Genomic DNA, 14357 nt, shown 5'->3' with positions numbered 1-14357 from the left:
ATTTACCATGAACAGTTATCAGTTATTGATCACTGAACAGTGATCAATAACTGATAACTGATAACTGATAACTGATTTAGCCGAGATATTTCTGCACTTGCAGTACTAGTTCATTCGTCCAGTAGTTAGCAAGATCGGCTGCTTCTGCTTCTACCATGACTCGGATGACTGGTTCTGTGCCAGAAGCTCGAACTAAAATTCTTCCAGCATCACCCATTGCGGTTTCGGCTTTAACTATTGCTGCTTGCAGAGGTTGACATTCTTGCCACGTCATGCGTTTATTACGATCTTCTACTCGCACATTCCGCAATAGCTGGGGATAGGTATGAAAGCTTTGATCTACCATTTCCGCCAGGGAAGCACCCGCCTGTTTTACCAACGCTGCTACATGTAAGGCTGTGAGTAATCCGTCTCCTGTGATACCGTAGTGACGGCATAAAATATGCCCGGATTGTTCTCCCCCCAGCATACCGCCAGTTTTTTGCATTTCTGCTTGCACGTATTGATCGCCAACTGGTGTGCGAATCAGTTTACCACCGTTTTGTTGCCATGCTCTTTCAAAACCCAAGTTTGCCATGACGGTGGACACAATTAAGTTATCTGGTAATTCTTGCTTTTGTTGGAGGTGATGTCCCCACAAGTAAAGAATGTAATCACCGTTGACTTGCCGTCCATGATTATCTACTGCTAACACGCGATCGGCATCACCGTCAAAGGCAAAACCTAGATCAGCGTTGTGTTCTCTAACTGCTGCTTGTAGAATATCGAGGTGAGTGGAACCGCAGTTGACATTGATGCGATCGCCATCCGGTTGATGATGCAAACAAATAACTTCTGCACCCATTGACTCAAATACCGATGGCGCTAACCCAACTGCTGCACCCCAAGCCAAGTCTAAAACTATTTTCATGCCTTGGAGATTAACTGTTTCCAAAGGCTGTGTTAAAGCATTTGTATAATTCCCCACCAATTCTTGGCGTGAGTAATGTTTACCACAATTGCTAATACCAGCTGCTGCTGTCATACCACGCAGTCCAGCTTCAATTTCTGCCTGCAAAACTTGAGGTAACTTTAAACCATCAGCACCAAAAATTTTAATCCCGTTATCTTCTGGTGGGTTGTGGCTAGCAGAAATCATTATCCCACCAACAGCATCACTCATACTGGTAAGATAGGCGACGCAGGGAGTAGGACATAAACCCAAATACCAAACTTCTAGCCCTGCTGCTGTTAACCCTGCACTCAAAGCCATAGCCAGCATATCACTGGAGTTTCTGGAATCCTGCCCGACAATTACTGATCCTGAGTCAGCAGCATATGACTGTAATACAGTACCCGCCCAATAACCTATTTGCAATGCTAAGGGCGCACTTAATAGTTCCCCCACTCGCCCGCGAATACCATCTGTGCCAAACAAAGGAGTAGTCGGTAATAAAATATTATTGGGCGCAAGGCTACCCTCAATAATTTTCTGCAATTTATCAGGTTCGGAAGCAGAACTACCACCAAAGCCTTGAGTCCGAGTTATTGATGAAACCATAATTGTAGAAACACTCCACACAGACACACAGAAGACTGTTATTAATCTCCTATGAATTAGGTTGTATCACGATATTTAAATTTATTTTTTTCACAAATTTATTTTTTGTTCAGCTCTAGTTTAAGCAGAAACACTTAAAACTTATATTAAGCTTCTGTAAAATTAATCTCAAAATTTTAATTTAGTCAATTGTCATTAGTCATTAGTCATTAGTCATCGGGTATCGGGGATTGGGGATTGGGGATTGGGGATTGGGCGTTGGGGATTGGGCGTTGGGGATTGGGCATCGGAATAAATTCTTCCTTGTCTTCCTTGTCTTCCTTGTCCTCCCACACTTCCCACACTCTTTTCCAATCCCCAATCATCGTTACAGATTTTAATGTATTTTTACAATCTGTAAATATAGCTCTATTGCTTTCCCCATCGTGCTGTATTGCACAATACTAAAGACTTGACACTTAAAAAATATTAATAGAAATTCTCATCAAATAGCTTTATTGTAACGTTTTAGTGGCTTTTGTAGCCGTTCTTAACGGGTCGCAGAAGTCCCCATCCGACTTTGTTAACGGGGATTAAAATCCTACGTGTCGTTTCCCTCTCAGGTCTAAAGACGCTGAGTTTCCCACATACCGAGCATTTTTATGAGCAGTAATTTAGCAACTAAATTGCGTGTAGGCACAAAAAAAGCCCACACAATGGCAGAAAATGTTGGTTTTGTCAAGTGTTTTTTAAAAGGAGTAGTTGAGAAAAACTCTTACCGTAAGCTGGTTGCCAACCTTTACTTCGTGTATTCGGCGATGGAAGAGGAAATGGAAAAGCACAAAGATCACCCCATTGTTTCTAAGATTAATTTTCTAGAGCTATACAGACAACGCAGCTTAGAAACAGACCTGAGTTATTACTACGGTACTAACTGGCGAGAGCAAATCCAACTATCGGCCGCAGGAGAAGCATATGTACAGCGCATCCGGGAAATCTCTGAAAAAGAGCCAGAATTGTTAGTAGCCCATTCTTACACTCGCTACCTGGGTGACTTATCTGGGGGACAAATTCTCAAAGGAATTGCCCAAACAGCAATGAACCTAAATGTTGATGGTGTCGCCTTCTATGAATTTGCAGATATTGACGACGAAAAAGCATTCAAAACCAAATATCGCCAAGCCTTAGATGAACTCCCGATTGATGAGGCCACAGCCGATCGCATTGTTGAAGAAGCAAACGATGCTTTTGGGATGAACATGAAGATGTTCAACGAATTAGAAGGTAATTTAATTAAAGCGATCGGGCAAATGCTTTACAATACCCTCACCCGTCGTCGGACTCGCGGTAGTACTGAAACCGGACTCGCCACAGCCGAGTAAAAGCTGTAACAATTTTGGATTTTGGATTTTGGATGATAAAAACAATAATTTAGTTGCCAGTCTAAAACCAAATGATACTAAATCTTGAATAAAACATCTTAGGGGTAGTAGCCTTGAGATTACCTGTAGCAGTTATCGGTAAGCCCAAGGAAACTACCCCTAAAACAATTAAAAATTAAAAATGGGTAGGAGAATAGAAAAATTTCGGCTTAAAATAACAAAGGTTAATTTCCACACTAAACTAAGCTCAGTACTTAGCAATATAATTATAGTTACAAGTTAAGTACTGTAAATTACTTATTTTTAAGACTACAATAAATTATTTTCAGCATGGCTACAAAAATTCCTGTCACCGTCATTACTGGCTTTTTAGGAAGTGGTAAAACTACTTTGATTCGCCACTTGTTACAAAATAATCAAGGACGACGGATTGCGGTTCTAGTCAATGAATTTGGTGAACTTGGTATTGATGGTGAACTCTTGAAATCATGTCAAATTTGTCCAGAAGATAGTGAAAATGAAGATAATATTTTTGAATTAACTAACGGTTGCTTGTGCTGCACAGTGCAAGAGGAATTTTTGCCGACAATGCAACAATTACTCAAACGAAGAGAAAGTATAGATTGCATTTTGATCGAAACCTCTGGTTTAGCATTACCAAAACCATTAGTAAAAGCATTTCGCTGGCCAGAAATTCGTTCTGGCGCGACAGTTGATGCTGTGATTACTGTCGTAGATTGTGCAGCAGTTGCAGATGGAACGTTTGCGAGTAATCCAGAAGCAGTAGAAGCACAAAGACAAGCAGATGATAGCTTAGAACACGAAACACCCTTGCAAGAATTATTTGAAGATCAACTTGCTTGTGCAGATTTAGTGATTCTCAATAAAACTGATTTAATCGACATAGAAACAAAAACACAAGTTGAAGATTTAGTGAAACAAGAATTACCCAGAGTCGTCAAGATAGTAGAAAGTGATCAAGGTAAACTTGACCCATCTATATTATTAGGATTTAAAGCCGCAGTTGAAGAAAACTTAGATACTCGTCCCAGTCACCACGACATTGAAGAAGATCATGATCATGACGATGAAATCACATCAACTCACTTAATTTTAGACCGTGATTTTGACCCGCAAAGACTGCAAAAACAATTGCAAAACCTTACCCAGCAACAAGAAATTTATCGTATCAAAGGCTTTGTTGCAGTACCCAACAAACCCATGCGTTTAGTTATACAAGGTGTGGGAAACCGTTTTGAACAATTTTACGATCGCCCTTGGCAATTAGATGAACCAAAGCAAACACGACTAGTTTTTATCGGTCGTAAACTCAATCGAACTGAAATTGCAGCGCAATTAGAAGCGAGCTTGTGTTAGTGGTATGGTAGATTATGGTTTAACAGGTAAAGTTGCTCTGGTAACAGGAGTCAGTAGACACATTGGAATTGGTGCTGCGATCGCTCATTCCTTAGCAGAAGCTGGGGTAAATGTCTTTACAATTTACTACAGACCATTTGATGAGTTGATGCCTTGGGGTAGTAAATCCACTGAAGCAGAAGAAATTATTGAATCACTGAAATTGCTAAGTGTGAAAGCAGAAGGCTTAGAGGCGAACTTGGCTGAACCTCACATACCTGAGCAAATATTTGATCGAGTCGAAAAATCTTTTGGTTTTGTGGATATTCTGGTTAATAACGCCGCCCATGATCAACAAGCAGATATATACTCACTATCAGCCGATTTACTTGATGCTCATTATGCCGTAAATGTGAGAGGCACTACGTTGTTGTGTGCTGAATTTGCCAAGCGTCATGATGGCAGACCAGGGGGAAGAATCATTAATCTGACTTCTGGTCAAAGTCTCGGACCCATGCCCGAAAATTTACCATATGCGATTACCAAAGGCGGAATAGAAGCACTGACCATAAGCCTCAGCGCTAACCTTGCTAATAAAGGAATTACTGTCAATGCAGTAGACCCAGGGCCGACAAACACAGGTTGGATGAGTGATGAACTTTTTTTAGAACTTGAGGCCAAAGCACCCTTTGGTCGTGTTGGTACACCAGAGGATGCTGCACGTGTAGTATTATTTCTTGCTTCATCACAAGCCCAGTGGATTACAGGACAGATAATTCGTTCCAGAGGTGGACAATAGTTTTTCACTAACGAATTTAATGTTTACCTAACTTCAAAAAGGTGTGTAGGGGAGTAAGAAGAGTCATATTTTTATTCATCCTAGTATACGCAGTTCATAACGCCTACTTTTTGTAATAAATATGATCAGCAATCAAATCTTTAATATTGCCAATCTTTACGTTTTGCCATTTTGGCTAGTAATGATTTTCTTGCCTAACTGGAAAATTACCAAACGGGTAATGGAATCATATATTCCTTTTGTGCCGTTAGCATTAGCTTATATATATTTATTTATCAACAGCATTACACCAGAAAATGCCCAAGCATTATCGAATCCTCAATTAGTAGATATTGCAAAATTTTTTGCTGATGAAAAAGCAGCTGCAACAGGTTGGATTCATTTTTTAGCAATGGATTTGTTTGTCGGTCGCTATATTTATTTACAAGGACAAAAAACAGGAGCTTGGACAATTCATTCTCTCGCTCTATGTTTTTTTGCTGGGCCAATGGGATTGCTTTCTCACATTTTGACTTATTGGGTAACGAAGAAATTTATTTCAAAATCAGAGAATGAGACAACAACAGTAAGAGAGAATGCTGTTTCATCTAATAGTTAGTTTGATTTATCAGTTATGATTAAAAATTTAATGTACTTTAGCGGGTATAATTCCTCTTTCGATATAAATGGGGCGGACAAATTGTCTTAGACTAGGTAACAGTCTGGAAAAATATATAGAACCTAAAACACAAACCACTCCATCAATAATTAAAGTATTGGTAGCACCAATGTGATTCGCTAAAGCGCCTCCCAATAAATTACCAAAGGGAATAGTTCCCAAAAATGACATTGTCAATAAACTCATGACTCGCCCACGTTTTTCATCTTCAACAATTGTTTGTAAAACTGTATTACCAGCAGCAACTTGGAAAATAGTTCCCAAGCCAACAAATAACATTGTGAATAAAGAAAGTGGTAAGAAACGTGATAAAGAAAAAGCTATTAATCCAACTCCTAAAATTGCTGGTCCTACAGCAATCAATCTCCCAAGTCCCAAGATAGTTTTACGTGATGCCAAATAAATTCCACCTGATAATGCTCCTACACCAGAAGCTGCCATCAAAAATCCCAGTGTTTCTGCATTTCCTCGTAATATTTTTTCTGCAAAAACTGGAACAAGAACAGTATATTGCAATCCAAAAAAGCTAACTAAAGCAGATAGCAACAAGAGCGCCCGAATGGGTGGGAAGCCAAAGGCATATAAAAATCCCTCTTTAATTTGTTGTAAGGGATTCATCATACTTGCTACAGTTTTTTGAGGCTTAATTCTCATTGCTAACAAAGCAATAATGACGGCAATATAACTAAGACCATCAATTAAAAAACAATAAGCTGTACCAACACCAGCAACTAACAAACCACCAATCGCAGGACCAATTAAGCGCGCCCCATTAAACATTGTGGAGTTAATAGCGATCGCATTCGCTAAATCTTCTTTTCGTTCTACTAAATCCACCACAAATGCTTGCCGTGCAGGTGCATCAAAAGCACTAATAATTCCTTGGAACAAACTCAAAACAATGATGTGCCAAATATGAATCACACCAGTTAGTGCCAATATAGCTAATGCCAATGACTGGATCATTGCCAATATTTGGGTACCAATCAAGGTACGATGACGAGAAACACGATCCACAAATACGCCACCAAAGGGAGCAAGAATAAAGCTAGGAATTTGACTGCTAAATCCTACAAGTCCTAGCATTAATGGCGATTGAGTTAAGCTATAAACCAACCAAATTGTGGCAGTTTGTGTCATCCATGTTCCAATCAAAGAGATACCTTGCCCAATAAAAAAAAGACGGTAATTTCTCGATCTTAATGCTGGTAATAGCACCTGGTTTTGAGTTTGTGTTTTCATTCAAATTAACGCTGATTAGTCATCATATTTACCTAATTGACGATAATGAAAAGATTTCACCTTCACCCCTGTCCATTGGTGGAGACGGAAATAGTCATCAGGAGGAAGTTGGGGAGTGGGGGAAGTGGGGGAAGGGGAAAGGGGAAAGGGGAAAGGGGGAGTGTGGGCAGCTCTTAGCAGGGAGACAAAGAAGAATAACCAATGCCCACAATGCCCAATGCCCAATGCCCAATGCCCAATGCCCCCTATTTGTATCAAAATTAAAGTGAAACAGTCTAAGTTGTAGTGGGCTTGATGTTTTGATTGACGCGGAACAGGTTGCTTGGATCATACTTGTTCTTAATTGCAACCAGACGTTCGTAATTGTCGCCATAGGTTGCCTGGACTCGTTCTTGACCTTCCTCCATCATGAAATTCACGTAGGCACCGCCACAGGAGTAGGGATGTAGGGCCTTCCAATATTCCTTTGACCAGGTAGTAATCTTTTCAGCGTTTGCCGGGTCTGGATCGATGCCAGCTATAACCATTGACCACTTCGCCTGACGGAAGTTGAAAGCTGTATCTTGACTAGCAACTCGGTTGGCTGCGCCGTCAATCGGATACAGATGCATGGTTGATAGCAAGGTTGGGAGTTGCGAACCATATTTTATATGCAAGGCGATCGCTTCATCGCTCAATTGATTGACAAAATCGCCCTTCCAGTACCACTGCAATCCTGATGGCAACAATGGATCGAACATACTCTGCAAAGCAGGATAGGGCATTGAACCAATATGTTCAAAAGTTGGAGCAAAGTTGCGGATGGGTTGGAACGCTTCGTCTGCTTTCTCCGATGACCCGGTATAGCACCAAATAATGCCACACATTGTTTTAGTATGCAGGTGTTCCGGGAATGGTGGCCCTGGTGGTACGTTGAGGAAGGCAAAGAAGCCATACATATCTTCCGGCGCTTTGAGAATAAATTCCCGATACCACCGCATGACTTCGGCAGCTTGTTCCAAAGGCCAGAGTGTCGGCCCAGCATAAACTGTGCTAATGGGGTGTGCCTGGAACAGAAAAGAGGTGACGATGCCGAAGTTACCCCCACCGCCACGAATCGCCCAAAATAGATCCTGGTTCTCGTGTGTATTGGCAGTAACAAAACGACCGTCTGCCAACACTACATCAGCTTCCAGCAAATTGTCAATCGTCAAACCATATTTGCGAGTCAGATAGCCATGTCCGCCACCCAAAGTTAACCCAGCAACACCGGTAGTAGAGATAATCCCACTCGGTACAGCCAGACCGAATGCATGGGTTGCATGATCTACATCTCCCCAAGTGCAGCCGCCCTCGACTCGCACTGTACGCGCCACAGGATCAACGCGAATTCCCTTCATGGGGGAGAGGTCGATAACCAAGCCATCATTACAAATCCCTAAACCTGCACCATTATGACCACTGCCTCGAACTGCAACAAGTAAGTTGTTTTCACGGGCAAAATTGACAGCGACGATGATATCGGCCACATCTGTACAACGTGCAATCAGGCAAGGGTATCGATCAATCATGCCATTGTAGACCTTGCGAGCCTTCTCATAGCCTGCATCTTCGGTACACAGCAACTCACCGTGCAGGCTTGATTTGAATGTTTCCACTGCTGCTTGCTCAAGAACAGTTTCTTCACCTGTGATAGTGGCAATGTATAAATTAACCATAATTTTCCTCCTTAGTACACATGAGCATCAATGAGATCAATGAGATACGAAATTCACTTTTGGAATCAGCAACATCTAGTGCGATCGCAATTTTTATTTCCCACTCTTTTGGTAATAAAGTATATTTAACTACTCTATACTTCGTTACTTGAGTGCCAATTCGCCATATGTTGAGCGTGAGTTTTGAGATAAGCTCCTGGCTGGAAGTGATGGTCGTAAAACTCTAAATCTAAGTGATGAGCCTGAAGATAAGTGAGAATAAACACGCTGGGTACAGTGCCGGGAAATTTGCCAAAACGGTCGTATATGTACTGTGCCATCAGCGCAACACAGTCCTTAAACTCTTCACTATGAACTTCGGCACTTCCGCGCACCTTAGCACTTTCTTTCCAAGGACCGGGAGTATCGGGGTGAAATGGACCACCTGATCCGAACTTCCGCTTGGCAAAAGCTGCCACAGCACTTTGCATATCGGGATAGTGGGGTGGACAAAAAGCCTCAAATACTCCTGCTAAACCAGTTGGATTGGGAAGCGCCCAACGTTCGTTGGTGTCGTAGCGGAAACCTAAACCGGGTACATCCGGATCGCCACTTGCACCCAAGATCACGTGACGATCCATACCATCAAACATCCAACCACCCAGCCCCATGGCTTGGAGCATCAGCATACCTGCATAACAACTGGTCGAAAGTTCAGCAGTACATTCTGTCAAAGTATACTGATCGATGAAGGTCATGGGGAAGGGTGCATCTAAGTCTACCAAATGTTTGAATTTTTCCAGTCCCGGAATCTGCTCTCGATTAATATCGTCATAAATGCAATAGCCGTTTTGCACCAAAAAGCAAAGATTAGCAATCATATGCTGGGCAATATCGCCCACGGGAATAATCAGTAAACTTCCTGGACGATTGACACACCAAGTATTGTGTCCTTCCATGTAGGGTTCAGCAGGCGGGATGTGTAAGCGAGTGTCACTCAGCTTCCGAATCCGTTGGCGATGAGCTGCCAACAGTGCATCCAGATTGATGTCTTCGTCTGGTTGTCGCTCTACCAAAGCACCTGCATCACGGGTTTCAAAGAAATAGACTCCATCGTCATTGGTAAAAAATATTTCACTGGTATGGAAACCTGCGGCTGAAGGAAAAGTACGTCCTCCAGAAGCAGCAGAGTAATTCGACAGATGGGGGGTATATCTAGCATGGCGCGTAATCATATGGTGCCAGCCAGTATTACCCGCAGCTGCGGTCAGAACCATCATCTGCTCTAGTTCCGAAAGCGCTAAAGGCTGATGGCGAGATGTAAACGCCAATGGCCCATCAGGAATTGAAGCACCAAGAGAGAAGCGACGAGCGCGTCTGCCAAATAACGCCTCTACTAACGGGAATTCTAAAGCTGTTTTCAAGCCAGGTAAATATGTTTTTGTATTCATCATCTAGAAATTGCCTGCTAAAATTTGTTAAATTCGGGAATTGACTGATGTTTTTATTTATTTGAACTGATTCTTTGTAGAGGTCGGTTTTGTGTTTTGATATTTGCTCTTAGCCAATAAGATATTTGTTAACAAAATTGCTACTAGTAGTGTTTTAAGTCAAGTTTGCTGCGTTCGTAGTGAGCGCTTAAGCGTTCATAAAGGACTAAAGTCCTCACTACAAACTCTTCAAATTTGATGTGGCTTAGTACTGGCTATGAATTGACATCGCTGATTCTGTTTTGAATTGTTTGGTTTTCTTCCTCATCTGTCTTTTGGAGTAGTTTCAACTTCTATCTTTTGGTAGATTTGCAGACACACATAGTATGGGTTGTACAATTGGCGATCGCTCACTTCAGTACTGATGAAGCTGGGTATTGCTAAATGCAGTTATGAGGGAAATCTCCAGACAAAAATGCTATGCATGATCAAACACATGCAAAATACCTAGAGGTAAAACCAGCCAATCAAAGCTTTATATACTTATCGGAGACGCTTTAAAGATTTACGCGATCAAGACCAATATTTACATTTATTTAATTACGGTATTTGCTGCGTCATTATCTGTGAATCGAGAGATAATAGATATAAAGCTAAAAGTATCAAAAATATGTCTGTCCCTACCTCAGCCTGTTGTGCCGCGATTCTTAGACAGCAACAGGAAGAAAATATTCATCATCACCAGCAGTGTGCTGAAGTCCCTGTCAAGTGCGATGATCGCAACACAATTTCTAAAAAATGCACCGTTGTTGAAAATGGTCGGGTTGTAGTTAAAACAGTGAACAGTTAACAGTTAACAGTGAACAGTTAACAGAAAAAATAACTGATAACTGATAACTGATTTCTCACTCTATTGGTGCGACATCGTGAAAATAGTTGTAGTCGATGTAACGGTGTCCATCAGAGGTGTGGTAAAAAATATCGACAAATTGATGATTCCATAAAATTTCATGAGCAGCGTAGGTTTGACGAGCATGGAGAACCTGGATAACTGTTTCATCAATTCCACTCAGAGAAACCACAATCACACTTTTTGTTGCAGCTAAAGACTCTGGCGTCATCCCATATAAAGGACTAGACTCATCAATTGGATGCATCGCTGTCCAACTCAGCGTAAAACTTGGTGTCTGACTCCTCAGCAAATTGAGTTCGTGCAACCGACGTATAAAATAACCTTCTGTAGTTACCTCATCGCGCATCAAATAAACTCGTAACTGTGCCTCTAAAATCTGGTTGCGGCGCCTGTTTCCGGCACGAAACATCAGAGTGGGTACGCCATTTTGAGGTGCAATAACTGCTACCCGGCTAAAGATCACACGGGCTGTAGGTCGAGAAAAACGGGCAAATGCTAAACCAGTCATCACCGCAATTCCCATTAAACCAATCATGGCTTCAATTGTGACAATAAAATTAGCGTAGGCTGTTTTAGGAAACATTGCCCCATAGCCTATAGAAGCCAGAGTTTGTACACTAAAGAAAAAAGCATCAAGAAAATATCCAGGTCTGGCGTTAGCGATGCAATCTCCCCCTGCTAAGTATGCTAAGGCAAACAAGGCATTAATCGTTACATAAGATAGAGCAATTAGCGCCAAGAAACCAGGCCAGGGAATTGTCAAAAGCAAATGGTAAGGATCGCGCCAATGGGAATACCAAACATTCATACCTAAGATTTCAAACCGTCCATCCTGAATTTTGATATGGACTTTCGGGAGTGGACGCCGTTGTGGCTTTTGAGACCGTTTTTTTTGTCGAACTAATCTCACAACGTACCCTTTTCTTTTATATTTTTTACAGTTCGTAGTCAGCGCTTAAGCGCTCAATCTAAGCATTAAAGTGCTTACTACGAACTCTTCAATTTTTATATAAAAGGTACTAGCCTAAACCTAGTAATTTAGAAATCAATGGTAAAAGTTTACTACATGCTTCAACTAATGTGGCTGTGGCAGGTAAGCCAGACACTAAACCTTTTAACATCGTGATTGCCTTTTTGCCTGTTTTTTGCTTTCCTGCTTCTTGGGGATTTTGACTAGCTTCAGCTAAAGTTTTGACTTGTTCTAACGCTTCAGCTTTGTCTTCTTCACTTAAATTATTATCAGCTTCAATCACCTCTTGCAGTTGTATTAATAATTCCTTGATTCCTGGATTTTCTGGTTCGGGAGATTCTGGTAACTGATTAATAGTATTAGTGACTTCACCACTAATATCAATTTCTCCTAAATTCAAAGCTTGCCCACTAGCATTAAAATCTCTGCCGACACTACCAATTTCGATTTTGCGGCTGGCATCATTACTATTAGTCATATTTTTATTCTCTAATTTGTTATCAACTTGAACGTTAATAGGTTTATTAGCTAATAATTTAACAATTTCTTTCATCTCGGCGCTTTGTTGGCGATAGACGACTATCTCATTATCTTTTGCTTGTAATTGAGCTTTATATTTTTCTTCTACGGCTTGCAGTGCTAGTTGATAATTGTGGGTAAAATCGCTGTGAATCTTTTCTTTATCAGCACCATCAGGTACAGCGACTTTAACCACGACTACGCCATCACCTTTATTTTCAATACTTTGGAGAGCTAATTCTGTGTCTCCATTTGCGACTTGCACTTGTTTGAAAGCTGCCACAAAAGCTTTCCAATCAATACCGTTGCGGAAAATTAAATCAACGGTATTCAAAACCTCTTCAAATAGTTTGGTAAATTCTCCTGGTTGAAATTCGCCACTGCTGGGACGACGTTCTCTGTCATCAGTTCTAGGTTTGGGATGTTCGAGGAGATAAATAAACCGACAATCGACGTTATCTAATTTGGTTGTGCTTTCAATATTCCACGCTTCCACGCAAGCGCCAGTCATGTGAGCGCTGGTAAAATCAGTACCCACAGCTTGAGTGAGAGTTAAGTTTGCCCATTCTAAATTTGCTTCTTGGAAGGTGGCTTCATTGATATCAGCGTTTTTGAGATTTGCTTCTTTTAAATCAGCATCGATGAGGCTAGCGCCTTTAAGGTTAGCACCAAAATAATTTTTTCCCCGACCATTGCCAGTGACGAGTAAATTAAGGATATTTCGTTTAGCTAATATGGTGTCGCCGACTCTGGCAAAGTCAAGTTTTTTGGTTTCGTAAAAACGAGTGCGTGTGAGGTTTGCTTTTCTAAAATCTGTATTCTTGAGGGTTGCGCCAGTAAAACCAGCATCGGTTAAATCAGCACCACGAAAACTTGTGCCTCCTGTAGATGCAAAGGCGACAGCAAATGAGCGAACCCAAGTTAATTCTTGTACTCCAGCTACAGCTTTCTGACTAACATAGATGCTTGTTAAAACTCCAATCGCTGAGGATATTGCTACTCTAAGCCCAACTTGATATGGCATACCTAAAATAAAAGGTATCAGTGTAGACATAACCCAAGCTATGCCCCCCGCTCCTGCCAAAATCCAATGAGAATCTTTGGTTAGAGTTATGACTGTAGTAAAAATTGTAGTTCCAGTTACACCTACAGCAAATAACCAAAGAACATTTCCAGCAAGAACTGCTGCTGCTTCAAAATATTTAAATGAAATTAGAGTAATAGAACTAACCACAGTCAAAGATACCATAGCTATTAAAGCTTTATTTAACCCTTGATAAATTGTCAAAATAAAGAAAATAGTCAATATTATTGGATTGAGAAAAATTATTAGGTAATGACCAACAAGTTCAGAAGCTGGCAAGAGTTTACGACCTGCAAAAACAGCAACTACTCCTGCTGTAAATAATGCCAATATTCCTATTAACAATAGAGTGATTAATAGGGTCAATCTCCAACAATTTTGCAGTCCGGCTTTAGCAAAGCAAAAGTTGGCATCTCTCAAGTTAGTATCTGTAAAATCTGTTCCTTTGATATCTGCACCGCTAAAGTTTGCTCCCGTTAGGTTTTGACCTTTAAAAGAGCGACCTCGGAGATTTTGACCGGAGTAATCTAGCCGCATAAATGGGTCATCCGATTTTAGATTTTGGATTTTATGGTATATGGTTTTATTCTTAAAATCTGTACTTCATTTACCTGTAATCTGCTGGAAAGATGTTCTTAAATAAACTGTACAGACGGCTGGATTCGCAATGTAAGCCGATACATTCAAAATGTAAGCCGATACATTCAAAATGTAAGCCGATACATTCGCAATGTAAGCCGATACATTCGCAATGTAAGCCGATACATTCGTAATGTAAGCCGATACATTCGCAATGTAAGCCGATACTT

At 41.0% G+C, this 14357-nt stretch carries 11 protein-coding genes and 1 pseudogene; 5 read left to right on the top strand and 7 right to left on the bottom strand.

The window, feature by feature from the left end; all coding sequences use genetic code 11:
• Positions 1-76: 76 nt before the first annotated feature.
• On the bottom strand, positions 77-1540 hold the full coding sequence (gene glmM, locus B4U84_RS18415; RefSeq protein ID WP_017310580.1) for a phosphoglucosamine mutase: 1464 nt from the start codon (positions 1538-1540) through the stop codon (positions 77-79).
• A gap of 641 nt (positions 1541-2181) precedes the next feature.
• Between glmM and B4U84_RS18410 the strand changes: the two genes are divergently transcribed.
• The 4 genes from B4U84_RS18410 to B4U84_RS18395 all read left to right on the top strand — a co-directional run bounded on the left by B4U84_RS18410 (position 2182) and on the right by B4U84_RS18395 (position 5654).
• A complete protein-coding gene (locus tag B4U84_RS18410) occupies positions 2182-2901 on the top strand; it encodes a biliverdin-producing heme oxygenase (RefSeq protein WP_017310578.1) in 720 nt (239 codons plus the stop codon).
• 330 nt (positions 2902-3231) lie between these two features.
• Positions 3232-4278: a cobalamin biosynthesis protein CobW gene (gene cobW, locus B4U84_RS18405; RefSeq protein ID WP_017310577.1), complete on the top strand. Its 1047-nt coding sequence runs from the start codon at positions 3232-3234 to the stop codon at positions 4276-4278.
• A 4-nt stretch (positions 4279-4282) separates the two neighbouring features.
• Positions 4283-5056, top strand: coding sequence for an SDR family oxidoreductase (locus tag B4U84_RS18400; protein WP_131119941.1), 774 nt, complete (start codon positions 4283-4285; stop codon positions 5054-5056).
• Between the two features lie 121 nt (positions 5057-5177).
• Positions 5178-5654: an ABA4-like family protein gene (locus B4U84_RS18395; RefSeq protein WP_131119939.1), complete on the top strand. Its 477-nt coding sequence runs from the start codon at positions 5178-5180 to the stop codon at positions 5652-5654.
• Between the two features lie 27 nt (positions 5655-5681).
• Here the strand turns inward: B4U84_RS18395 and B4U84_RS18390 are convergent, their stop codons facing one another.
• The 3 genes from B4U84_RS18390 to B4U84_RS18375 form a co-directional block, all read right to left on the bottom strand.
• Positions 5682-6956 (bottom strand): MFS transporter, encoded by a 1275-nt coding sequence (locus B4U84_RS18390; RefSeq protein ID WP_131119937.1) that lies wholly within the window; start codon positions 6954-6956, stop codon positions 5682-5684.
• Positions 6957-7231: 275 nt separating this feature from the next.
• The gene (locus B4U84_RS18380; RefSeq protein WP_242677702.1) at positions 7232-8506 is read right to left on the bottom strand and encodes an FAD-binding oxidoreductase; all 1275 of its coding nucleotides are present in this window, start codon (positions 8504-8506) and stop codon (positions 7232-7234) included.
• Positions 8507-8787: 281 nt separating this feature from the next.
• Positions 8788-10086 carry a hypothetical protein gene (locus tag B4U84_RS18375; protein WP_242677661.1) on the bottom strand — a complete coding sequence of 433 codons (1299 nt, stop codon included), beginning with the start codon at positions 10084-10086 and terminating at the stop codon, positions 8788-8790.
• Between the two features lie 646 nt (positions 10087-10732).
• On the opposite strand from B4U84_RS18375, the gene B4U84_RS18370 reads away from it, so the two are divergent.
• Positions 10733-10912 (top strand): hypothetical protein, encoded by a 180-nt coding sequence (locus B4U84_RS18370; protein WP_131119931.1) that lies wholly within the window; start codon positions 10733-10735, stop codon positions 10910-10912.
• A gap of 55 nt (positions 10913-10967) precedes the next feature.
• Here the strand turns inward: B4U84_RS18370 and B4U84_RS18365 are convergent, their stop codons facing one another.
• From B4U84_RS18365 to B4U84_RS31225, 3 genes and pseudogenes are all read right to left on the bottom strand, one after another.
• Positions 10968-11885, bottom strand: coding sequence for an ion channel (locus B4U84_RS18365; protein WP_044451914.1), 918 nt, complete (start codon positions 11883-11885; stop codon positions 10968-10970).
• Between the two features lie 109 nt (positions 11886-11994).
• The gene (locus B4U84_RS18360) at positions 11995-14085 is read right to left on the bottom strand and encodes a pentapeptide repeat-containing protein (RefSeq protein WP_131119929.1); all 2091 of its coding nucleotides are present in this window, start codon (positions 14083-14085) and stop codon (positions 11995-11997) included.
• Between the two features lie 66 nt (positions 14086-14151).
• Positions 14152-14357 (bottom strand): annotated as a pseudogene (locus B4U84_RS31225) (hypothetical protein); the annotation flags it as partial.

The organism is Westiellopsis prolifica IICB1 (assembly GCF_004323185.1).
Classification (GTDB): Bacteria; Cyanobacteriota; Cyanobacteriia; order Cyanobacteriales; family Nostocaceae; genus Pelatocladus; species Pelatocladus prolificus_A.
Note: the sequence above shows the minus strand (reverse complement) of the source record. Positions and strands in the feature narration are given on the sequence as shown.

Coding starts and splice junctions, on each gene's coding strand:
- B4U84_RS18410 (WP_017310578.1), top strand. CDS start 2,182: ATGAGCAGTAATTTAGCAACTAAATTGCGTGTAGGCACAAAAAAAGCC.
- B4U84_RS18390 (WP_131119937.1), bottom strand. CDS start 6,956: ATGAAAACACAAACTCAAAACCAGGTGCTATTACCAGCATTAAGATCG.
- B4U84_RS18375 (WP_242677661.1), bottom strand. CDS start 10,086: ATGATGAATACAAAAACATATTTACCTGGCTTGAAAACAGCTTTAGAA.
- B4U84_RS18360 (WP_131119929.1), bottom strand. CDS start 14,085: ATGCGGCTAGATTACTCCGGTCAAAATCTCCGAGGTCGCTCTTTTAAA.
- B4U84_RS18370 (WP_131119931.1), top strand. CDS start 10,733: ATGTCTGTCCCTACCTCAGCCTGTTGTGCCGCGATTCTTAGACAGCAA.
- cobW (WP_017310577.1), top strand. CDS start 3,232: ATGGCTACAAAAATTCCTGTCACCGTCATTACTGGCTTTTTAGGAAGT.
- glmM (WP_017310580.1), bottom strand. CDS start 1,540: ATGGTTTCATCAATAACTCGGACTCAAGGCTTTGGTGGTAGTTCTGCT.
- B4U84_RS18400 (WP_131119941.1), top strand. CDS start 4,283: ATGGTAGATTATGGTTTAACAGGTAAAGTTGCTCTGGTAACAGGAGTC.
- B4U84_RS18395 (WP_131119939.1), top strand. CDS start 5,178: ATGATCAGCAATCAAATCTTTAATATTGCCAATCTTTACGTTTTGCCA.
- B4U84_RS18380 (WP_242677702.1), bottom strand. CDS start 8,506: ATGATTGATCGATACCCTTGCCTGATTGCACGTTGTACAGATGTGGCC.